The organism is Mesorhizobium sp. WSM4808 (genome assembly GCF_055811675.1).
In genome coordinates, this window is record NZ_JBVVQX010000006.1 from 247,352 (window position 1) to 267,578 (window position 20,227).

General features: G+C 63.1%; 19 protein-coding genes. 14 read left to right on the forward strand and 5 right to left on the reverse strand.

What is annotated here, in order from left to right:
- The first annotated feature begins 72 nt into the window (after positions 1-72).
- From AC0L2U_RS13565 to AC0L2U_RS13590, 6 genes are all read left to right on the forward strand, one after another.
- A complete protein-coding gene (locus AC0L2U_RS13565) occupies positions 73-273 on the forward strand; it encodes a hypothetical protein (RefSeq protein ID WP_128288056.1) in 201 nt (66 codons plus the stop codon).
- 215 nt (positions 274-488) lie between these two features.
- Entirely contained in the window at positions 489-743 is a 255-nt protein-coding gene (locus AC0L2U_RS13570; protein WP_013529551.1) for a GlsB/YeaQ/YmgE family stress response membrane protein, read from the forward strand.
- A gap of 25 nt (positions 744-768) precedes the next feature.
- Complete coding sequence (locus AC0L2U_RS13575; RefSeq protein WP_127322522.1) at positions 769-915, forward strand: hypothetical protein; 147 nt, start codon at positions 769-771, stop codon at positions 913-915.
- A 32-nt stretch (positions 916-947) separates the two neighbouring features.
- A complete protein-coding gene (locus AC0L2U_RS13580) occupies positions 948-1,862 on the forward strand; it encodes a hypothetical protein (RefSeq protein WP_128364026.1) in 915 nt (304 codons plus the stop codon).
- Between the two features lie 23 nt (positions 1,863-1,885).
- Complete coding sequence (locus AC0L2U_RS13585; protein ID WP_473602028.1) at positions 1,886-3,856, forward strand: acyltransferase family protein; 1,971 nt, start codon at positions 1,886-1,888, stop codon at positions 3,854-3,856.
- A 149-nt stretch (positions 3,857-4,005) separates the two neighbouring features.
- Positions 4,006-6,267: a transglycosylase domain-containing protein gene (locus AC0L2U_RS13590; protein ID WP_473602029.1), complete on the forward strand. Its 2,262-nt coding sequence runs from the start codon at positions 4,006-4,008 to the stop codon at positions 6,265-6,267.
- A gap of 9 nt (positions 6,268-6,276) precedes the next feature.
- Here the strand turns inward: AC0L2U_RS13590 and AC0L2U_RS13595 are convergent, their stop codons facing one another.
- Positions 6,277-6,639 (reverse strand): nuclear transport factor 2 family protein, encoded by a 363-nt coding sequence (locus AC0L2U_RS13595; RefSeq protein WP_473602030.1) that lies wholly within the window; start codon positions 6,637-6,639, stop codon positions 6,277-6,279.
- A gap of 162 nt (positions 6,640-6,801) precedes the next feature.
- Here AC0L2U_RS13595 and AC0L2U_RS13600 point away from each other — a divergent pair, with 162 nt between their 5' ends.
- Positions 6,802-7,554: an SDR family NAD(P)-dependent oxidoreductase gene (locus tag AC0L2U_RS13600; protein ID WP_023812510.1), complete on the forward strand. Its 753-nt coding sequence runs from the start codon at positions 6,802-6,804 to the stop codon at positions 7,552-7,554.
- Positions 7,555-7,567: 13 nt separating this feature from the next.
- Here AC0L2U_RS13600 and AC0L2U_RS13605 read toward each other — a convergent pair whose 3' ends face one another.
- Positions 7,568-8,488 (reverse strand): zinc-binding dehydrogenase, encoded by a 921-nt coding sequence (locus AC0L2U_RS13605; RefSeq protein WP_473602031.1) that lies wholly within the window; start codon positions 8,486-8,488, stop codon positions 7,568-7,570.
- A 197-nt stretch (positions 8,489-8,685) separates the two neighbouring features.
- On the opposite strand from AC0L2U_RS13605, the gene AC0L2U_RS13610 reads away from it, so the two are divergent.
- Complete coding sequence (locus AC0L2U_RS13610; RefSeq protein ID WP_127809301.1) at positions 8,686-9,495, forward strand: AraC family transcriptional regulator; 810 nt, start codon at positions 8,686-8,688, stop codon at positions 9,493-9,495.
- Between the two features lie 69 nt (positions 9,496-9,564).
- On the opposite strand, the gene AC0L2U_RS13615 is transcribed toward AC0L2U_RS13610, so the two are convergent.
- Together AC0L2U_RS13615 and AC0L2U_RS13620 are read right to left on the reverse strand one after the other, a co-directional pair.
- Entirely contained in the window at positions 9,565-11,361 is a 1,797-nt protein-coding gene (locus AC0L2U_RS13615; protein ID WP_473602032.1) for a cation:proton antiporter domain-containing protein, read from the reverse strand.
- Positions 11,362-11,583: 222 nt separating this feature from the next.
- Positions 11,584-12,033, reverse strand: a complete 450-nt coding sequence (locus tag AC0L2U_RS13620; RefSeq protein ID WP_292455270.1) for a baeRF12 domain-containing protein — start codon at positions 12,031-12,033, stop codon at positions 11,584-11,586.
- Positions 12,034-12,452: 419 nt separating this feature from the next.
- On the opposite strand from AC0L2U_RS13620, the gene cysG reads away from it, so the two are divergent.
- The 6 genes from cysG to AC0L2U_RS13650 all read left to right on the forward strand — a co-directional run bounded on the left by cysG (position 12,453) and on the right by AC0L2U_RS13650 (position 19,055).
- Positions 12,453-13,904: a siroheme synthase CysG gene (cysG, locus tag AC0L2U_RS13625; RefSeq protein WP_473602033.1), complete on the forward strand. Its 1,452-nt coding sequence runs from the start codon at positions 12,453-12,455 to the stop codon at positions 13,902-13,904.
- Entirely contained in the window at positions 13,901-14,194 is a 294-nt protein-coding gene (locus tag AC0L2U_RS13630) for a DUF2849 domain-containing protein (RefSeq protein ID WP_473602034.1), read from the forward strand. The genes cysG and AC0L2U_RS13630 overlap by 4 nt, the downstream gene beginning before the upstream one ends.
- Before the next feature lie 43 nt (positions 14,195-14,237).
- Positions 14,238-15,908: a nitrite/sulfite reductase gene (locus tag AC0L2U_RS13635; RefSeq protein WP_473602035.1), complete on the forward strand. Its 1,671-nt coding sequence runs from the start codon at positions 14,238-14,240 to the stop codon at positions 15,906-15,908.
- Positions 15,883-16,647 (forward strand): phosphoadenylyl-sulfate reductase, encoded by a 765-nt coding sequence (locus AC0L2U_RS13640; RefSeq protein WP_127397818.1) that lies wholly within the window; start codon positions 15,883-15,885, stop codon positions 16,645-16,647. Before AC0L2U_RS13635 ends, AC0L2U_RS13640 begins: the two co-directional genes overlap by 26 nt.
- Positions 16,648-16,819: 172 nt before the next feature.
- Entirely contained in the window at positions 16,820-17,353 is a 534-nt protein-coding gene (locus tag AC0L2U_RS13645; RefSeq protein ID WP_128288036.1) for a DUF934 domain-containing protein, read from the forward strand.
- Between the two features lie 97 nt (positions 17,354-17,450).
- On the forward strand, positions 17,451-19,055 hold the full coding sequence (locus tag AC0L2U_RS13650) for a GMC family oxidoreductase (protein WP_128288035.1): 1,605 nt from the start codon (positions 17,451-17,453) through the stop codon (positions 19,053-19,055).
- A 117-nt stretch (positions 19,056-19,172) separates the two neighbouring features.
- Here the strand turns inward: AC0L2U_RS13650 and AC0L2U_RS13655 are convergent, their stop codons facing one another.
- Positions 19,173-20,195, reverse strand: a complete 1,023-nt coding sequence (locus tag AC0L2U_RS13655; protein WP_127273297.1) for a fatty acid desaturase — start codon at positions 20,193-20,195, stop codon at positions 19,173-19,175.
- Between the last annotated feature and the right edge of the window lie 32 nt (positions 20,196-20,227).

Here is a 20,227-nt window from a genome sequence, read left to right on the forward strand (position 1 = left end):
ACCGGCTGGAACCGGATGCGGGCCGCGGCGTTCTGTCGGCTCAGTTTGTCGGTGCAATTGGGGGATGATGACATGGCGGACAGAAAGCCGATTGTGACCGCGCCGACAGACGGCTCCAAGGTCTCCGTCACGTGGAAGGATAGCGACGGCGTGATCAACGAATCCATCGCGCAATATCGCGACGATGGCTGGTGGGTCTATATCGACAGTCACACCCAAAAGAAGGTCGAGCCGACCAGCTGGCGCCCTGCCGCAAGCGACGATGACGACTAGAGCAGTTCACCGTTTCACGGAAACGGCGAGCTGCTCTAACTCTTTGTTTTGACGCAATTTTGGACGGAAAACCGCTTTACACTTTTCCTAGAATTGCTCTAGTGATGGCGCCGCTGGTGAGACCGGCCGCTTTCGAATAGCCTGAAGCCGTTGATATCGAGGCCGATTCGGAGCTTTCCGTTCCGCCGTCGCCCTCTTGCTCGGAGGAACTCTCTATGGGTGTCGAAAGCCTGCTCGTCTTCATCATCATCGGTGCCATCGCCGGCTGGCTCGCCGGTCTTATCGTTTCCGGTTTCGGCTTCGGCCTTATCGGCAACATCATCGTCGGCATCGTCGGCGCGTTCATCGCCGGCTGGCTGTTTCCGAGGATCGGATTTTCAATCGGCGGCGGCACTCTCGCCGCGATCATCCATGCCACAATCGGCGCCATTATCCTGCTGGTGCTGGTCAAGGTCCTGAAACGAGCCTGAGGCTCGACAACGCAAAGAGCGCGCCATGAAACAGAATACGCTCTATCTCATCATTGGCGCGCTCATAGTCGTGGTCATTGCGCTCGGCATCTACGTCTATCGCGAGCAGACCAAACCCAAGGGCGTCGAACTCAAGATCGACGACAAGGGCATTTCGATCCAGCAGAACTAGCCTGCACCGTGGGGCAGATGCAGGAGCGCGACATGGGGGCTTCCGACGCGCCGGAAGATGACGATCCGCCCAGAATTACCGTCGCGGAATGGGAGAGGCTGAACAGGCCGCCAAGGCGCGAGGCGCTGTTGCGTTATCATTGGCGGGTGTTTCGCTTCCTGAGAGCATCCGCGCCGGTCTTCGATCTGCAGGGGCAAGAGCAGGTATTTCGCGGTGGCATAGTCGCCACCGTGGCCTTCAACCGGCCAGACGTGATCGAATGGCAGATCCACCTGGTGCGCCGATACCTGGCCGAGCACGAAAGCTACATCGTTTTCGACAACAGCAACAAGGACGATGCAAGGGAAGCGATCCGCGATCTCTGCCGTCGCCAGCATGTCCCCTATGTCGCCTTGCCGAAGAACAGGCTGGTCGTCAGCAGATCGCACGGTCAAGCGCTCAACTGGATCGTGCGGAATTTCTTGCCTGGGTTCGGGCCGAAGCTTTTCGGCTTCATCGATCATGACATCTTTCCGACTGAGCCATTTTCGATCCGCGACCGGATGGAGGGCAAGAGCCTCTACGGCAGCGTGCGGCGCGATACGCCGACACCAGGCGGCTGGTTCTTGTGGCCCGGCTTCTGTTTTTTCGATGGAAGCCTGTTGCGGCGGCGGCTGGATTTCGCCCCGAGCTACAAGTTTCATATGGATTCCGGCGGCGGCAACTGGCCGGTGCTCTACAGGTCGATGGACCCGGCGATGGTTCGGTTCGCTGAAAACAAATCGCTTCGCTTCGGCGCGGGACATGACCCATCCGAGGATTTTTTCATGGTGGTCGATGGCTGGCTGCATGTGACGAACGCCTCCAACTGGAGACGACAGCAGGTTGACAGGGGCGAACACATTCTCGCGCTGTTGCGGCAAGCCGGCGGTCCTGACCAGCCGGATGTGAAGTTCGAGCCCATCTGAAATCAGGTCTGAGGCGGGTGGTGTTGACAGAAGACGCTGAGGGGCCTGTTGCATTGCGGCCTGAAATCCAGGGGCTGCGTGGCATTGCCGTTGCCCTGGTGGTGGTTTTCCACATCTGGCCCGCGGTTCTTCCTGGCGGGTATGTCGGGGTCGATGTGTTCTTCGTCATCTCGGGCTATCTCATCACCGGTCTGCTTGCCCGCATGGCGCTGCGCGACGGCCGCATCTCGCTGATGGCCTTTTATTCGCGGCGAGTGCGGCGACTGCTGCCGACTGCGATCCTGGCCCTTCTTGCCACGCTCGCCGGAACGCTGGTCTTCCTGTCCATGGCACGTTGGGAAGAGACGGCGATCCAGGTCGCCGCCAGTGCGCTCTATGTGCAGAACTGGCGGCTTGCCTGGCAGGCGGTCGACTATCTCGGCGCCGAGGAGGCGGCGAGCCCGGTGCAACATTACTGGTCTCTATCGATCGAGGAGCAGTTCTATATCGTCTGGCCATTGCTGATGGTGGCAGGCCTTTGGCTGGCGCGCCGTCTCGGGCGGCCAGCGAAAGACGTATTCCTCGTGGGGCTGACCGCGGTTTTTGCCGGGTCGCTGATCAGCTCGGTTGTCATCACCCGGAGCGATCCGGCCGCCGCTTATTTCGTAACCCATACCCGTCTGTGGGAGCTGGCGCTTGGTGGCCTGCTGGCGCTGACGGTCCATCGGTTCAGGGCAGGGCTGCCATTGCGCGCCGCAATGGCGATGACCGGTATTGGCGCCATCGGGTTTTCAGCGCTTTTCTTTTCCGCCTCGACGTCATTTCCTGGCGCTCTTGCGTTGCTGCCGACCCTGGGAACGGTGCTCATCATTGCCGCCGGCGGCATCAAACTGGGCCGGTTTCGCGGGCTTAACGCCAGCATCCTTTGCTATGTCGGCGACCGGTCGTATTCGATCTACCTCTGGCATTGGCCGCTGGTTGTTTTCTATTCGGCGCATCGCCCCGCCGCCGGGCTCCTTGCAGGTGTCGTGCTGATCGCCCTGACGCTGGCAATCTCGGATTTGTCCTACCGATATGTCGAACAGCGCTGCCGGCAGCCGCGGTCGGATACGGAACGGAAACCTCTGGCCTATGCCACTGCCGCCGTTGCCGTATGCGTGATGGTGTCGGGTGGGCTCGGCTATGCGCTCGACAGGCAAGACGTCGATATCAGCCTGATCGGAACACCGAATTATCCAGGGCCGGCAGCGCTGCTTGCCAACGCTTCGGTTCCGCGCGACGTGCAACTGCTGCCATCCCTCGGCAAACTCAGGCGTGACGTACCGATCGTCTATCGACTGAAATGCCATCAGGAGCAGGACAGCACGCAAGCTGTGGGCTGCCAGCTCGGCGATCCCCAGGGAACCAGGACCATTGTCGTCGCAGGCGATTCACACGCAGCACAATGGATCCCTGCCATCGACAAGATTGCCAGGGACCGCAAGTGGAAATTGGTCACCTTCACCAAGGCTGCATGCCCTTTCACCCTTGCCGCTGTGACGGATGACGGTAAGCCGTATGAGGCCTGCGCAACATGGCGCGACAACGTTCTCGCCGAGATCAGGAAATTGCGGCCAGACCTGATGTTCACCAGCCAGTCTCGCTATTCCGACACACCGGAGCCGGCAATGATCGACGGTTTGCGCAGCATCTGGAGCGACTTGAACAGTGCCGGCGTGCGCATTATCGCCATTCGTAACACGCCTTTCGTCAAGTTCGATCCCGGTGATTGCCTGGCCGCCGATCCCGACAAATGCGTCAACGCGCGACAGGAGGTGGAGACGAGTGATGTCTTCGCCCTCGCCGCGGGGACATTGCCGGGGGTCCGTGTCGTTGACATGAACGATGCCTTATGTGGCAAGGACAGCTGTTCGGCCGTGGTCGGCAACATCATCGTCTGGCGCGACCATCACCATATGACGGCCACCTATGCGCTGGCGCTGGCGCCCTATCTGGCGAAGGCGGCGGGTCTCTAGCGAGATATCAAGGCGTAGCGGCTTTTTCGCATCAACATCGTTGACCAACGCCAGGGCCGGCATTCGAACACGACTTAACCCGCCTTTAAACCGCCGCATCTACTCTTCAACCCGAACGCCATAGGCATCGGGGATATCAAGCACAGCGCATGGCGAACCGCAGGGACAGTCGCATCGAACCCAATTTCGAGGGGCCGCCGCAGGCGCGGTCCTCGGCGGGTCTTTCGGTGAACGAGGAGGATCGCGTCGTGCCGAGCAATCGCAAAGCCTCCGCAAAACGCAAGCCGGCCAAAGGGAAATCGTCGCGGGCCAAGCGCGGCAGAAGCCGGCGCGGCCTGTTCGGCGTGCTCGGCCGGCTGTTCTACTGGTGCTTCGTGTTCGCCATCTGGGGCGGCATCGCGGTGGCCGGCATCGTCGTCTACTATGGCGCCAAGATGCCGGCGGCGACGACCTGGTCGATTCCCGACCGCGCCCCCAACATCAAGATCGTCTCTGCCGACGGCCAATTGCTCGCCAATCGCGGCATGAGCGGCGGCGAGGCCGTCGGCCTGCATGAAATGTCGCCCTATATCCCGGAAGCCGTCATCGCCATTGAAGATCGGCGCTTCTACTCGCATTTCGGCATCGACCCGATCGGTCTGTCGCGCGCCATGGTCACCAATGTGCTGGGCGGGCGTTTCTCGCAGGGCGGTTCGACGCTGACCCAGCAATTGGCGAAGAACCTGTTCCTGACACCCGACCGCACGCTGGAACGCAAGGTGCAGGAAGTGCTGCTGGCGCTGTGGCTGGAGCACAAGCACACCAAGGACCAGATTCTCGAAATGTACCTGAATCGGGTGTATTTCGGTTCCGGCGCCTATGGCGTCGAGGCCGCCTCGCGCCGCTATTTCGGCAAGAGCGCGCGCGACGTCACCCTGTCGGAAGCCGCATTGCTTGCCGGCCTGTTGAAGGCGCCGTCGCGGCTGTCCCCGGCACGCGATCCGAAGGCCGCCGAGGAACGCTCGCAACTGGTGCTTGCCGCCATGCGTGACGAGGGAAAGATCAGCGCCAAGGAAATGACCTCGGCGATGAGCGCGCCGGCAACGCGCGCGCCGTCCTACTGGACCGGCTCGGAGAATTACGTCGCCGACACCATCATGGAGGAATTGCCCGACCTGATCGGCGACGTGCGCGGCGACATCGTCATCGACAGCACCGTCGACCTGAACCTGCAAAAGCTCGCCGAACAGTCGATCCGCAGACTGATCGACGAGAGCGGCAAGAAGCTCAACGTCACCCAGGGCGCGCTGGTGTCGATCGACGATTCCGGTGCGGTGCGTGCCATGGTCGGCGGCTACGACTATTCGACCAGCCAGTTCGACCGTGCTTCGGAGGCACGTCGCCAGCCGGGCTCGGCGTTCAAGCCGTTCGTCTATATGGCCGCGCTCGAAGCCGGTCGCACGCCCGACAGCATCCGCAACGATGCGCCGATCAAGATCGGCAACTGGACACCCGACAATTACGGCGGCAAGTATTTCGGCAAGGTGACGCTGGCCACCGCGCTGGCCAAGTCGCTGAACTCGGTGGCCGCGCAACTGACCATGGAGGTCGGGCCGAACGCGGTTGTCGAGGCGGCGCACCGCATGGGCATCCAGTCCGACCTGATAGCCAACACCTCGATCGCGCTCGGCACTTCGGAAGTGACGCCGCTGGAGCTGACCTCGGCCTATGTCCCCTTTGCCAATGGCGGCTACAAGCCGGACATCCATTTCATCCGGCGCGTGACGACCACCGAGGGCAAAGTGCTTTACGACAGCGGCGGCGGCAGCGCGCCGCGCGTCGTCAAGCCTGAGATCGTCGGCATGATGAACTCGATGATGACGGGCACGGTTGAGATCGGCACTGCCCGGAAAGCGGCTTTCGCCTGGCCATCGGCCGGCAAGACCGGCACCAGTCAAAATTCGCGCGACGCCTGGTTCGTCGGCTACACCGCCAACCTCACCACTGGTGTGTGGTTCGGCAATGATGATGGCAGCGCGATGAAGAAGGTCACCGGCGGCGCACTGCCGGCGCAGGCCTGGCACGAGTTCATGGTTGCGGCCCACGAGGGTGTGCCGGTGCGGCCGCTGCCCGGCACCTGGAAATCGACGCCGGCCGACACAATCGTCCCCGACGAGATACCCTCGGCGAACAACACGGCGCCGGTTCCGTCGACGTCGGTCGGTCAGCAGGCACCGGCGCGGCCAGCAGCGCCGGTTGCCCAAGCGCCGGTCCGCGCGGCCCGTCCCGCCCAAACTGTCGATGCCGACAGCCCCTCCATGCCGGAGGATGACGGCGCCACCGCGTCGGTCAAACATCCGGTGCCGCCAGGCGACGTCGGCGGTCCGCGCAAGAAGCGGCAGACCTCGATCCTCGACCTCCTTGGCGGCTGATCCGATCCGCTAATTCCGTGGCTTGGCGCTGCCCAACTTCTTGCTGTCAAAGGTCAGTTTGTCGCTGTGAATCTTGCCATCGCTGATGGTGAGGTGCTTGGCGCAGGAAAGCGCGCCGGACGACTTTGTCACCCAATCATACATCAGCAGCGCCTGATGATCGTCTCCGAAGGCCGCGATCATGCGCACACCGGTCACATCCTGTGATAGTTTGGTCAGGCCCTCGAGATAGGGTTTCTTGCCGGTCGATTGCTGCATCGGCCCATCAAAGACGACGTCGTCGGCGACCAAGGATGCTGCCTTTTCGAGGTCGTGGCTTGTCCACGCCTTGGTGAAGGCGGTGGCTATGTCGAGGGGTGCTGTCTGTGTCATGGCTCTGTCCCGATTGATTGATTCAGAACCCCGCGCCCTTTCCGCATTCACGGACCAACGGCGAGCGGGCCCGCCAGTTCCCTCATCGAGGCGAATGGTGACATTTCGGCCTCTCGCCACCTCGGCGGCGTTCGGCTACATCTGCCGGTCGGAGACCTTGAAATGACTGAGCTCGACACCCGAAAGACCATCGTGCTGACCGGCGCCAGCCGCGGCATTGGCCACGCCACCGTCAAGCGTTTTTCGCGCGAGGGCTGGCGCGTCATCACCTGCTCCAGGCAGGCTTTCGCCGAGGATTGCCCGTGGCCGGCCGGGCCGGAAGACCACATCAAGGTCGATCTCGCCGATCAGGAGGATGTCGGCATCGCCGTCTCCGAAATCCGCCACCGGCTGGAAGCGCATGGCGGCCAGTTGCATGCGCTGGTCAACAATGCCGGCATTTCGCCGAAGCTCAAGGACGGCAACAGCCGCATGGATTCGATCGACACGCCGATGCATGTCTGGCGCGACGTGTTCCAGGTCAATTTCTTCGCGCCGATCATGCTGGCGCGCGGCCTGTTCAAGGAGCTGGCGGCGGCCAAGGGCTCGATCGTCAACGTAACCTCGATCGCCGGAACCCGCGTGCATCCCTTCGCCGGCACGGCCTATGCCACATCGAAGGCGGCGCTCGGCTCGCTGACGCGCGAGATGGCACATGATTTCGGCCCGCACGGCATCCGCGTCAATGCCATTGCGCCCGGCGAGATCGACACAGCGATCCTGTCGCCGGGCACTGACAAGATCGTCGAGACCATTCCTCTCAGGCGCCTTGGCACCACGGCCGAAGTCGCCGACATCATCTTCTTCCTGTGTTCGCAGCAGGCGTCCTATGTGACGGGCTCGGAAATTCACATCAATGGCGGCCAGCACGTGTGACAAAACAGGATGCTCATCCTGTTATGGTGAGAACGGCCTTGCCGCTGAAGCTGCGCTGTCGCAGTGCGTCCAGCGCTTGGGCGATGTCTGTCCACGGCACGGTCAAGGCCACGCGCGTTTCGAGCCGGCCGGCCGCGACCAGAGCGAGCAGCGAGGCGATGTCCTCGCCAATGCCTGGACCGGACGTGTAGTACGCAAAAGTCTGAAGCCTTGCTCCCTCATGATCCGGAACGAACTGGCGGAACCCGACAGGCGTCAGTTCGCCGCTGCTCGAACCGAACATGACGATGGTCCCGCCAGGTGCGATGCGTTCGATCGCGTGTGCGAGGCTTTTGCCGCCCACCGACTCCGTGATCAGCGAAAACGGTCCCTCGGCCAGCTCGATCGCTTCGACAATCTGCTCGGCGCCGAGGCCGCGGAGATCCTCGGCGTGCCGGGCAGCGGCGATTGCCGTCACCGAGGCGCCCTGCTCGCGGGCAAGCTGGACCTGGAAACGACCGACCGCGCCGCTTGCGCCGGTGATCAAGACCTGCTGGCCGGCGAGGTCCCCGCCATGGCGTAGAGTCCTCAGCGCCGTCGTACCGGCGACAGGAAGCGTGGCTGCGGAAACGAAGCTGACGTCATCCGGCAGGACGGCGAGACGGTCCGTTGGGACTGCGATGCGTTCGGTCCAACCAGCCTCGTCGACCAACGCGACAACCCGGGCGCCGACGGTTGGCCCGGAACCATCGGCTGCTCTCCGTTCGACAATCCCCGCAATGTCCTGGCCGGGTATCCAGCCCTTGGGGCGTATGGCAAGCAGGCGCAGTTCGCCGCGATTCAACGAAGTGGCGTGGACCGAGACAAGCGCTTCATTCGAGGCCGGTTGAGGCTCGGCGACGTCGGCGAGCCTCAACCCGGTCGCACTTTCGGGAGAGATGACCAGGGCGAGCATGGCGTACCTTGTTGCTGGCTTGCCGGTGCCAGCTTGCGTTGGAAAGCACGGCAAGCTGAGTACCCATGTGGGTAGCGAGCCATACCGGCGACGGCGCGCAGCCTCACACGATCAACCCTGCGCGAACCGGAGCCTATCGACTTCCGCGGTTAAAGAATTTAGCTATCATGGCGGTTCATCGCTTATAACAGTCAATCATGAGACAGCCCCTCAGCTACCCCTGGCTTGATCTCGATGTGGATGACCCTTCCGCGTTGTCGATTGCCGTGCGCGTCGACATCCCCGACACCCGAGCGGAAGTCCCCGCCCACCGGCACCGCAAAGGCCAGCTCGTCTTCGCGCTCGGCGGCGGCGTCACATGCCGCGTCCCAAGCGGTCTATGGATGGTGCCGCCGCATTGCGGGGTGTGGATCCCCGGCGGCATGGAGCACAGCAATGTCGCGACCGCCAACGCCCGGATTTTTTTCGTCTACATAGAGCCGGGAGCCGCCGACCTGCCGGAGCGGTGCTGCACGCTTTCGATCTCGCCACTGCTGCGCGAATTGATCATCGAGCTTTCCGATCGGCTGCAGGACGACGAGGCGAGGGGCGAGCTCTTGACCAAGATACTGCTCACCGAATTGTCACGCATGCCTGTCCAGCAATTGCACCTGCCGATCTCATCCGAGCCGCGCTTGAACAGGATCGCCGAAGCGTTGGCGCAAGACCCTGCCGACCGCAGTACGCTGGCGGACTGGGCCAAGCGCATGGCGCTCAGCGAGAGCAGCCTCGCCCGCCTTGTGACAAAGGAGACAGGTCTAAGTTTCGGGCGCTGGCGCCAGCAATTGCACTTGATTGTTGCAATTCGGGAACTGGCTTCCGGCAAGAGTGTCCAGCAAGTCTCGGGCGATCTCGGCTATGGTTCGGTCACGGCCTTCATCACCATGTTCAAGAAGGCGCTTGGGAAGCCGCCGGCCAAATACCTCAGTGGTATCGCGCAAAATGGCGGCTCTGCATTCGTGGCGTAATGCTCACTTGAAGGCTGGGTCGAGCCGATCACGTTGCCAGCGCGCGAGAGTGCAGCTTGGGCTTGGGACTCAGGCCACCGATGGCTCGGCGGTTTCGCGCCTCAACTCCGGTTTGGAACCGAGAACTTCTTCCACAATCCCGCGCGCAATCTCGCGTTCACCCATGATCACCGTATCGGCGCCCAAACCCTTGAGATGTTCGACCTCGGCATCGGAATGGGCACGGGCGATGACGTTGATGCCAGGATTAGCGGCGCGGGCTCGGAGAACGATCTGACCGGCTTCGAAGGCATTGGGGATGGCAAGGATCAGCCGGCTGGCGCCTTCGGGATTGGCGGCGGCGAACACTTCGGCATTGGCCGCATTGCCGGCGACGGTCTCGATGCTGTCCGCTTTCAGCTTGGTCAGGGTCTTGTCGGCGTCCTCGATGACCAGGAAGGGCAGTGCCGCGTCTTTCAGCGCCGAGCCGACCAGGCCACCGACACGGCCGTAGCCGATGAGGATGGCATGGCCGGTGAGTGCCGTCTTTGGCGGCGGCCCGTCCTCCCTTTTCGCCGTTGTCGCGACAGAGGCCACCTGGCCCGGCTCCGTCGCCGGACCAACCGGTTTTGCTTCGACCGGCGGTGCCGTCCTGGCGGCGCGCCGTTCCAGCCACGGCTTCATCCAGTCGATGGCCAGGAACATCAGCGGGTTGAGGACGATCGACAGGATGGCGCCGGCCAGAATGAGGTCGCGACCTTGTTCGGGCAACAGTTTCAGCCCGACGCCGAGCTCGGCCAGGATGAAGGAGAATTCGCCGATCTGGGCAAGGCTTGCCGAAATCATCAATGCGGTGGCCAGGGGATAGCCGAAGGCAACGACGATGACGAACGCCGCCAGCGATTTGCCGATGACGATGATGGCCAGCGTTGCCAGGATCGGCCAGCCATTGCTGATCAGGCTGAACGGGTCGAACAGCATGCCGACCGAGACGAAGAACAACACGGAAAAGGCATCGCGCAGCGGCAAGGATTCTTCGGCGGCACGGTGACTGAGTTCGGATTCGCTCATGATCATGCCGGCGAAGAATGCGCCCAGCGCCAGTGAGACCCCAAACAGTTTGGCCGCGCCAAAGGCGACGCCGAGCGCTATGGCAAGCACCGCCAGCCGGAAGAGCTCGCGCGAGCCGGTGTGGGCGACATAGTGCAGGATCCAGGGGATGACCCGGCGGCCGACCACCAGCATGACGACGACGAAGGCGGCGACCTTGGCCAGCGTGATGCCGACGACGCCCCAGATGCCGTAGCTGGCCGGCAGCGACAGCAGCCCGCTCGCATGGGCGTCGGTCTGCTCCTGGCCGCCGAGCACGCCGGCCAGCGCCGGCAGCAGCACCAGCGCCAGCACCATGGCCAGGTCCTCGACGATCAGCCAGCCGACAGCGATGCGGCCGCGCTCGGTCTCAATCATCCGCCGCTCTTGCAGAGCGCGCAGCAGCACGACCGTCGAGGCGACCGATAGTGCCAGGCCGAACACCAGTCCCGCGCCCATCGACCAGCCGAGCATCCACGACAACCCGGCACCGAGTGCGGTGGCAAAGCCGATCTGGACGACGGCGCCCGGCACGGCTATGGCGCGCACCGACAGAAGATCCTTCAACGAGAAGTGCAACCCGACGCCGAACATCAGGAGGATGACCCCGATTTCGGCCAGTTCGTTGGCAAGGCCGGCATCGGCGACGAAGCCAGGCGTGTTCGGCCCGACCAGCACGCCGGCTACGAGATAACCGACCAGCGGCGGGATACGGAAGCGGTTGGCGAGAGCCCCGAAGATGAAAGCCAGCCCCAGACCGGCGACGATGGTGGCGATAAGGGGCGTGTCATGCGGCATTGTCTATGGAGCGCCTTTCAAAAACAGCGATGTTGGATGAGCGCCGCCCAAAGCCGCCGCCTGTTTTGCAATATGGTGGATGGTATGTCGGCGATGCAACCCGCGAAGCCGTGAAATCGACGGCGCCGCCGCAAAAATTTGACCGGCAGCTGAGAAGCTGCCGGCCGGATCGGAATTTGTGCGGTGCTATTCGTCTCGATCCGTCAGGGCCGATCGACAATATCAGCCTGCCCGCAGCAGGGCCTCGATTTCCGGTATGGCATGGTTGGTCAATGTCTTGGGAATTTCGGCGGTCACCTTGTCCTCGACCTCCTTGTGCAGCTTTTTGCGCATTGTCCCAAGCACCACTGGCGGTGCGACGAGCACGATCTCGTTGAATTCGCCGTCATGCGCGAGCTTGTAGAGCCGGGCGGCGATTTCATCGGCGAAACGCTCCTTGCCGATGCGGTGCCAGTCCGTATCCTCGACTGCGCTGCGGTGTACGGAGGGACCATCATTGTACCGGCCCGGGCTGTCACTGCCTTGCTCGCGGGTGGGCGGGTTGTCCTGCTGCATTTCCTGCACCACCTCGAGATTCGGATATTTGTTGTCGCCGGCGTTCCTGAGGAAAAGCGCCTTCTCGCCATCGGCCACCATGACCCAGATACCGTGCTTGAGTATGATTGTGTTCATGATGACAGGCTCCTTTTCAGCCGCGTGGTGGCCTTTCGTGGCGTTCCGCAGCCGGGGTTTCGATCCGATATGCAGGCCTTTTGAGAACGCGCCCCGAGCCACTAATGTTCCAGTCGGCCGCCGCGTCGGCGTTGGACATTCTGGCTATCCAGAGTTCGCGGCTTTAATCTACTAATTTGATAGAATTTAGAAAAAACAGTTTTGCGGCTTTTCTCCCCGGGCGCTAAAAGACCCGGAAAACAAGGCCTGCGACAGCAGCTTGAATCCGCTCCATCTGCAAACGAGAAATATTTTTCTCTTGGCTGGGATGCTTTCAGAAAAGCAATTGCATCCCGATAAGGGATGCGCGAGTGCGTGCCTTCTGGTTTCTCGCGCCCGCGCGTAGAACTGCAAGCTCATTCAGGATTCCGCTCGCGTCCATGTCGCACACTGCTCCCAAGCTCAGCGCCTTCCCCGTGTTCATGCGGGTCGAGGGCGAAGCCGTGGCCATCGTCGGCGGCGGCGAAGAGGCACTCGCCAAGGCGCGGCTGATCGGACAGTCAAGCGCGGTCCTGCGGATAATCGCGGAACACGCCGAGCCCGATCTGCTCGCCTTCATCGTCCAGGCCGGCGCGAGCCATTTTGCCGCCGCTTACGACGCATCGCAGCTCGAAGGCGCGATCATGGTGTTTGCCGCCAGCGGCGACGAGGAACTCGACCGTCGGGTGGCTGCGGATGCGCGCCGCCTCGGCATTCCGGTCAATGCCGTCGATCGGCCTGAGCTTTGCGATTTCTTCACCCCGGCGCTGGTCAACCGCGCGCCGGTCGCCATCGCCATCGGCACCGAGGGTGCAGGCCCGGTGCTTGCCCAGATGTTGCGCGGCCGCATCGACCGCATGCTGTCGCCGTCGCTCGGGCCGCTGGCAATTCTTGCGGCGTCGTTTCGCGGGGCTGCCGAGAAGCTGCTGCCGAAAGGCAATGCCCGCCGCCGCTTCTGGAATGATTTCTTCTCTGGCGCTCCTGCGCGCGCGGCCGAAGCCGGCCAGCTTTCGCAGGCGCATGAAGCTGCCGTCGATCTTCTGCTGTCGGACACGCCCGCTTGCGGTCACATCGCGCTGGTTGGCGCCGGTCCGGGCGCCGAGGATCTTTTGACCTTGCGGGCCCATCGTCTGCTGATGGAAGCCGATGTCATCGTCCATGACGCGCTGGTGCCCGAGGCGGTCGTTGCCATGGGGCGCCGCGATGCCGAGCGCCTGCCGGTCGGAAAACGTAAGGGCTGCCACACCAAGAGCCAGGCTGAGATCAATGCGCTGCTGGTCGAGCTTGGCCGTGAAGGCAAGCGTGTCGTGCGGCTGAAGTCAGGCGATCCGCTGGTGTTCGGCCGGGCGGGCGAAGAGATGGCTGCACTTCGTGATGCCGGAATCGCCTATGAGGTGGTTCCGGGCGTCACCGCGGCCTTTGCTGCCGCCGCCGATTTCGAACTGCCGCTGACCTTGCGCGGTGTCTCCTCGTCGATGGTGTTCACCACCGGCCACGACCTCAAGGGCAATTCGCTGCCCGACTGGGCCAAGCTCGCCATTTCCGGCGCCACCGTCGCCGTCTATATGGGCCGCTCGGTGGCCGCCGAGGTTGCCGGACGGCTGATCGAGGCCGGTCTGTCGCCGGACACCGCGGTGGCCGTGGTCGAGAATGCCAGCCTCGCCAACCGGCGTCGCTTCCACGGCACGCTTGCCGACCTGCCGTCGCTGGAAGCGCGCGCCGATCTTTCCGGCCCGGTCATGACCATCATCGGCGATGCGGTCGCCGGCGCCAACTTTGAGCGATCCGAGCCGCTGGCGGCACACAGGCATGAAGGCGCGTCCAGTTCGATCGCCGAAGGAGTTCAGCAATGAAGATACTGACCGCCAACCGCCTCACCGACGGCATTGCCGTCTGGTACGCCGATGGTGGCTGGGCCGAGACGGTGGACCATGCCGACCTCGCCCATGACAAGGCAGCCGAGGACAGGCTCGAGGCGATCGGCGCCAAGGCCTATGCCGCCAACGAAGTGGTCGACGTGAATTTGATCGATGCGGACGTCGTCAAGGGCGTCGTCGAGCCGGTGCGGTTGCGCGAGAAGATCCGCGCTGCAGGTCCGACCATCCGCAACGATCTCGGCAAGCAGGCTGCGCGGGCAGCATAACCAAGACACCAGGCATGGGCGGACGCGCCCTGAAAGACGAAGCATGTACCGTTACGATGAGTTCGACCACGATTTTGTCCAGGCCCGCGTCGCCGAGTTCAGCGACCAGGTCCAGCGCCGGCTGTCTGGCGAGATCACCGAGGACCAGTTCCGACCGCTCAGGCTGATGAACGGCGTCTATCTCCAGCTGCACGCCTATATGCTACGCATCGCGGTGCCTTATGGCACGCTGAACGGCAAGCAGTTGCGCATGCTTGGCCACATCGCCCGCAAATACGACAAGGGCTACGGCCATTTCACCACGCGCCAGAACATCCAGTTCAATTGGCCGGCGCTGTCGGACATTCCGGCGATCTTGGCCGATCTGGCAAGCGTCGAGATGCATGCCATCCAGACCAGCGGCAATTGCATCCGCAACGTCACCGCCGACCATTTCGCCGGTGCCGCGGCTGACGAGGTCGCCGATCCGCGGCCCTATGCGGAAATCCTGCGCCAGTGGTCGTCGGTGCATCCGGAATTCTCGTTCCTGCCGCGCAAGTTCAAGATCGCGGTGACGGGGGCCGAGCGCGACCGCGCCGCCATCCAGACCCACGACATCGGCCTGCACCTGAAGAAGAACGCCGCCGGCGAACTCGGTTTCGCCGTCTATGTCGGCGGCGGCCAGGGCCGCACGCCGATGGTTGCCCGCAAGATCCGCGACTTCCTGCCGGAAGCCGACCTCCTGTCCTACTGCACGGCGATCCTGCGCGTTTACAACCTCTATGGCCGCCGCGACAACAAGTACAAGGCGCGCATCAAGATCCTCGTCCATGAGACCGGCGTCGAGGAGATCACCCGCCAGGTCGAGGCCGAGTGGCTGGAGTTGAAGGACGCCGAGCTGAAGCTGCCGGAAGCCGACGTCCGCGCCATCGAGGCCTATTTCGCGCCACCGGTGCTCGCCGGACGGCCGGAAGGCGACCAAGCGGTCAAGCTGGCGCGGCTCGATTCCAAAGGGTTCTCGGAGTGGCTCGACCAGAATGTCGTGACGCACCGCCATCCCGACTATGCAGCGGTGACGATCTCGCTGAAGGGCATCGGCGAGGTGCCCGGGGACGCCTCGGACAGCCAGATGGAAGCGATCGCCGACATCGCCGAGAAATATGGCTTTGATGAACTGCGTGTCAGCCATGAGCAGAACCTGATCCTGCCGCATGTGGCCCGCGCCGACCTCAAGGCAGTCTATGATGCGCTGGTCGGCATCGGTCTGGCGACAGCCAATTCCAATTTGATATCGGACATCATCGCTTGCCCGGGCCTCGACTACTGTGCGCTGGCCACGGCGCGCTCGATCCCGATCGCGCAGGAAATCTCGCGCCGCTTCGCCTCGCTTGAGCGGCAGCGCGAGATCGGCGAACTGAAGCTCAAGATCTCCGGCTGCATCAACGCCTGCGGTCATCACCATGTCGGCCATATCGGCATCCTCGGGGTCGAGAAGAAGGGCTCTGAGCTCTATCAGGTGACGCTGGGCGGCTCGGCCGACGAAAACACCTCGGTCGGCGAGATCATCGGCCGCGGCTTCTCGTCGGAAGAGATCACCGACGCCATCGAGCAGATCGTCGAGACCTATCTCGGCCTCCGGCTCGGCCCACAAGAGAAATTCATCGACGCCTACCGCCGAGTCGGTCCCGCGCCGTTCAAGGAGGCGCTCTATGCTGGCGAAGCCAAGGCCGCTTGACCCTATTGGAGACGTCGATGACGGTATCGCCGCCAAAGCGGCGGGGCTCGATGCGCTCTATGGTCATCTGAAGCCGATCGAGATCATCGAACGCTCGGCCCGCGAACTGTTCCTCGACGAGATCGCGGCGGTGTCGTCGTTCGGCGCGGATTCGGCTGTGCTGCTGCACATGATCGCCAAGATCGACCGGACGCTGCCGGTCATTTTCCTCGACACCGGCAAGCATTTCGAGGAGACGCTCGGCTATCGCGACGCGCTCGCCGCCGATTTCGGGCTGACCAACATAAGGGTGATCAAACCCGAGGAAGCAGCACTCGAACGGATCGATCCGACGGGCAATCTGCATCAGAGCAACACCGACGCCTGCTGCGACGTGCGCAAGGTGGAGCCGCTGGCGCGCGGTGTCGCGCCATTTAGAGCCTGGCTCACCGGCCGCAAGCGTTTCCAGGCCGCGACGCGGGCAGCGCTGCCGGTGTTCGAGGCGGTCGGGCCGCGCATCCGCATCAATCCGCTGGCGCATTGGACGACATCGGACCAGGCGGACTACATGCGCGCGCATGCGCTGCGCGAAAATCCGCTGGTCGCCTATGGCTATCTGTCGATCGGCTGCTTCCCGTGCACGCAGCCGGTGCAGCCGGGCGAGGACGCGCGCAGCGGCCGCTGGGCCGGTCATGCCAAGACCGAGTGCGGCATTCACCTGTCGGGGCTGGAGAAGTCGCTGACCGACGCATCCCTTTAGGATATGCTGATATTCAGGTGAGGCTGGCTTGCAAACGGCAGCTTCCTGCGCTTCCGGTGCTCACGTACTTCAAGTACGCTCCGCTCCGGTTCTCGGAAGCCGCCATTTTCGACTCAGCCTGACCTGAATCTCAACACATCCTTGGTTCGTTTGACTATTTAGGAACTTTTTGATGACTGGACCGACGACACCGGAGACCCGACTCTGGACCCCTGCGGGTTTTCACGAGGATGAGTGGACGCATGGCGAAAGCGCCGATGCGCTGTCCGGCAACGGCCGCTTCATCCTGCCGTTGCAAGTCTTCCTCGATCTGGATCCGGAGGTGCGCCGCTCGGCCAAGGAACGGCTCGGCGTCCTGCTGCAGCCGGGTGATCAGCTCGAGAAGATTGCCGAGCTGCTCGACCAGCTGTCGCTGGTGGCATTGGCCTTCCCGGCCTTCAGCGACGGCCGCTCCTTCTCCAAGGGAGAACTGCTGCGCGGCCGCTACCATTTCGAAGGTGCCGTTCGCGCCACGGGCCAGGTGCTGGTGGACCAACTGCCGCATATGCTGCGGCTAGGCTTCGACGAGTTCGAGATTTCCAATGCGGTGCTGTTGAAGCGCCTGGAGGAGGGCCGCACCGGCGGATTGGGGCTCTACTACCAGCCAGCCGCCGTGCCGGAACCAAAAGGCCCGAAATACTCCTGGCGGCGCGTTCGCAGCAGCTGACGTTGCGGTAATTCCGCGCGTCTTTACATCAGCCGTGTTCAGGCCTTCTCTTGATCATCCGGATGGAAAATCCGTGGACGATCGGGGAGGGGTCTTCATGCGTTACGACTATGTCATAGCCGGCGGTGGGTCCGCCGGCTGTGCGCTTGCCGCACGGCTTTCGGAAGATCCCTCGAAAACGGTCTGCCTGATCGAAGCTGGCGGCGGGGGCAGGGATATGCTGATCCGTGCTCCGGCTGGCATTATCGGCATGCTTTCCGGCCGGCCCAGGATAAACAACTGGGCCTTCGAAACCGTGCCGCAGCAAGGTCTTGGCGGCCGCAAGGGCTACCAGCCGCGCGGCAAGGCGCTGGGCGGCTCCAGCGCCATCAATGCAATGCTCTATGTCAGGGGCCATCGCAGCGACTATGACGAATGGGCAAATCTGGGCTGCGAGGGCTGGTCGTGGGATGAGGTTCTGCCCTATTTCCGGCGCGCCGAGTGCAATGAGCGCGGCACCGATGCCTTGCATGGCGGGGACGGCCCGCTGAAAGTGTCGAACCAGCGCTCGCCGAGGCCGATCGCCAAGGCCTTCATAGAGGCTTGTGCCGAAAACCAGATTCGCGCCTCGGATGATTTCAACGGACCGGAACAAGAGGGCGCCGGCTATTTCCAGGTGACCCAGTTTGCCGGTGGCGCCCGTAATGGCGAGCGCTGTTCGACTGCCGCCGCCTATCTCCATCCGGTGATGCAGCGGACCAATCTGACTGTGATCACGCGGGCGCACGCCACAGGCATCGTCCTTGACGGCAAGCGCGCCACCGGTATCCGCTACCGGACACGCAAAGGCGAGGCCGTGGCACAGGCGTCGCGCGAGGTGATCCTCTGTGGCGGTGCCTTCGGTTCGCCGCAGCTTCTGTTGCTGTCGGGTATCGGCCCGGCGGCCGAACTTGCCGTGCACGGCGTTCCCGTCGTCCACGAATTGCCGGGCGTTGGCAAGAACCTGCAGGACCACCTCGATTTTATCGTCGGCTGGAGATCGAAGGACACCGATATGCTCGGTATGAGCCCGCGCGGCGCGTGGGGTTTCCTCAGGCACATCGCGCAGTGGCGGCGGGATGGGACCGGCCTGATCGCCTCGCCGTCGGCCGAGAGCGGCGCTTTCGTCAAATCCGACCCGGCGCTTGAGCGCCCTGACCTGCAGCTGCAATTCGTCATCGGCTTGGTCGAAAACCATGCGCGCACGCTGCACTACGGTTTCGGCTTCTCCTGTCATGTCTGCATATTGCGGCCGCACTCGCGTGGCGAGGTTGGGCTGGCCAGCGCCGATCCACTTGCCGCGCCACGCATCGATCCGCGCTTTCTCGGCGACCAGCGCGATGCGGAACTGCTGCTGAAAGGCGTGAGGATCACCCGGCAGGTGCTGGCTTCGCCGGCGCTGACGCGCTACCGGCACAAGGAAATGCACATCGCCGGCGAGCCGAGCGATGCCGATCTGATGACCCATATCCGTACCCGCGCCGACACGGTCTATCACCCGGTCGGCTCCTGTCGGATGGGGGTCGACGAGATGGCGGTGGTCGATCCGCAACTCAAGGTGCGCGGGCTTGAAGCCTTGCGTGTCGTGGACGCCTCGGTGATGCCGACACTGATTGGTGGCAACACCAATGCCCCAACCATCATGATCGCCGAAAAGGCCGCCGACATGATCAGGGCTGCCTGATCGGAGCTCCAGGCCGCGGCGCCCATGGCGCGGCGGTCTTTTTGTTGTGACGCAATTGCCCAGGGAAAACGCTACGCGTTTTCCCTGGAAAACCGTTCACATTTCTCCTGGAATTGCTTAAGCCGCCGCCCGTGCCTCGCGGAACGACACCAGCTTGCGGCGGTTTTCGTCCCACAATGCCAGTTTGACGCAGCGCAGGCTTTCGAGCAGCGTAACCCGGCCTATGTCGCGCAACTCGGGATAATCCCGCAGCACTTCCTGCAACCGGTAGCACGGCACCTTGGCCGAGAGGTGATGGACGTGATGGACACCGATGTTGCCGGTGAGCCAGTTCAGCACCGGCGGAAGGTCGTAATACGACGATCCGTGCAAGGCGGCGTGCTGGAATTCCCAGTCGGCATCCTTCGCCCATTCTGTTTCCTCGAACTGGTGCTGGACGTAGAACAGCCAGATGCCGGCCGAACCGGCGAGGATGACGATCGGCAGGTGAACCACCAGGAAAGCGCCCGGGCCGACGAACCAGATAAGGACGGCTGCTGCGACCGCGATGCCAAGGTTGGTGGTCATCGACGACACCCAAGGGGTCAGGCCGCCGCGCATCATGCCGACGGGTAGCCTCTGCTCGAAGATGAAAAGCCAGATCGGACCGAGCCCGAACATCACCAGCGGATGGCGATAGAGACGATAGGCGAGGCGGCCCCGCCACGACATCTGCCGGTATTCCGCAACGGTCAGCGTCCGGATGTCGCCCATGCCGCGTTCGTCAAGATTGCCGGCGCTGGCGTGGTGCGTCGCGTGGGCGCGCCGCCAGCAATCGTAGGGCGTCAGCGTCAGGATGCCGAGCGCGCGGCCAATCCAGTCGTCCGCGTAACGATTGGCGAAGAAGGAGCCGTGGCCGCAATCGTGCTGGATCATGAAGATGCGCACCAGAAACCCGGCCGCGGGGAGGATGAGGACCAGTCCCCACCAATGGCCATAGGCATAAGCCGCCGAAGACAGCCCCCAGAGTATGGCGAATGGAATGAGGGTGATGGCGAGCTCGACGGCGCTGCGCCGCCTGTCAGGCTTCTTGTAGCGGGCGAGAATCTTCAACCAGGCGCGCTTGCTGTTGGCGACCGCCTCAGGGGAAATCATGTTCATCAGGAAGCATAGGCGGGGTGCCTCGCCGCCGC

What these genes read in the sequence shown, in the direction of transcription:
- AC0L2U_RS13565 (WP_128288056.1), top strand. Translation starts at nt 73, where the DNA reads ATGGCGGACAGAAAGCCGATTGTGACCGCGCCGACAGACGGCTCCAAG.
- AC0L2U_RS13570 (WP_013529551.1), top strand. Translation starts at nt 489, where the DNA reads ATGGGTGTCGAAAGCCTGCTCGTCTTCATCATCATCGGTGCCATCGCC.
- AC0L2U_RS13575 (WP_127322522.1), top strand. Translation starts at nt 769, where the DNA reads ATGAAACAGAATACGCTCTATCTCATCATTGGCGCGCTCATAGTCGTG.
- AC0L2U_RS13580 (WP_128364026.1), top strand. Translation starts at nt 948, where the DNA reads ATGGGGGCTTCCGACGCGCCGGAAGATGACGATCCGCCCAGAATTACC.
- AC0L2U_RS13590 (WP_473602029.1), top strand. Translation starts at nt 4,006, where the DNA reads ATGGCGAACCGCAGGGACAGTCGCATCGAACCCAATTTCGAGGGGCCG.
- AC0L2U_RS13595 (WP_473602030.1), bottom strand. Translation starts at nt 6,639, where the DNA reads ATGACACAGACAGCACCCCTCGACATAGCCACCGCCTTCACCAAGGCG.
- AC0L2U_RS13600 (WP_023812510.1), top strand. Translation starts at nt 6,802, where the DNA reads ATGACTGAGCTCGACACCCGAAAGACCATCGTGCTGACCGGCGCCAGC.
- AC0L2U_RS13605 (WP_473602031.1), bottom strand. Translation starts at nt 8,488, where the DNA reads ATGCTCGCCCTGGTCATCTCTCCCGAAAGTGCGACCGGGTTGAGGCTC.
- AC0L2U_RS13610 (WP_127809301.1), top strand. Translation starts at nt 8,686, where the DNA reads ATGAGACAGCCCCTCAGCTACCCCTGGCTTGATCTCGATGTGGATGAC.
- AC0L2U_RS13615 (WP_473602032.1), bottom strand. Translation starts at nt 11,361, where the DNA reads ATGCCGCATGACACGCCCCTTATCGCCACCATCGTCGCCGGTCTGGGG.
- AC0L2U_RS13620 (WP_292455270.1), bottom strand. Translation starts at nt 12,033, where the DNA reads ATGAACACAATCATACTCAAGCACGGTATCTGGGTCATGGTGGCCGAT.
- cysG (WP_473602033.1), top strand. Translation starts at nt 12,453, where the DNA reads ATGTCGCACACTGCTCCCAAGCTCAGCGCCTTCCCCGTGTTCATGCGG.
- AC0L2U_RS13630 (WP_473602034.1), top strand. Translation starts at nt 13,901, where the DNA reads ATGAAGATACTGACCGCCAACCGCCTCACCGACGGCATTGCCGTCTGG.
- AC0L2U_RS13635 (WP_473602035.1), top strand. Translation starts at nt 14,238, where the DNA reads ATGTACCGTTACGATGAGTTCGACCACGATTTTGTCCAGGCCCGCGTC.
- AC0L2U_RS13640 (WP_127397818.1), top strand. Translation starts at nt 15,883, where the DNA reads ATGCTGGCGAAGCCAAGGCCGCTTGACCCTATTGGAGACGTCGATGAC.
- AC0L2U_RS13645 (WP_128288036.1), top strand. Translation starts at nt 16,820, where the DNA reads ATGACTGGACCGACGACACCGGAGACCCGACTCTGGACCCCTGCGGGT.
- AC0L2U_RS13650 (WP_128288035.1), top strand. Translation starts at nt 17,451, where the DNA reads ATGCGTTACGACTATGTCATAGCCGGCGGTGGGTCCGCCGGCTGTGCG.
- AC0L2U_RS13655 (WP_127273297.1), bottom strand. Translation starts at nt 20,195, where the DNA reads ATGAACATGATTTCCCCTGAGGCGGTCGCCAACAGCAAGCGCGCCTGG.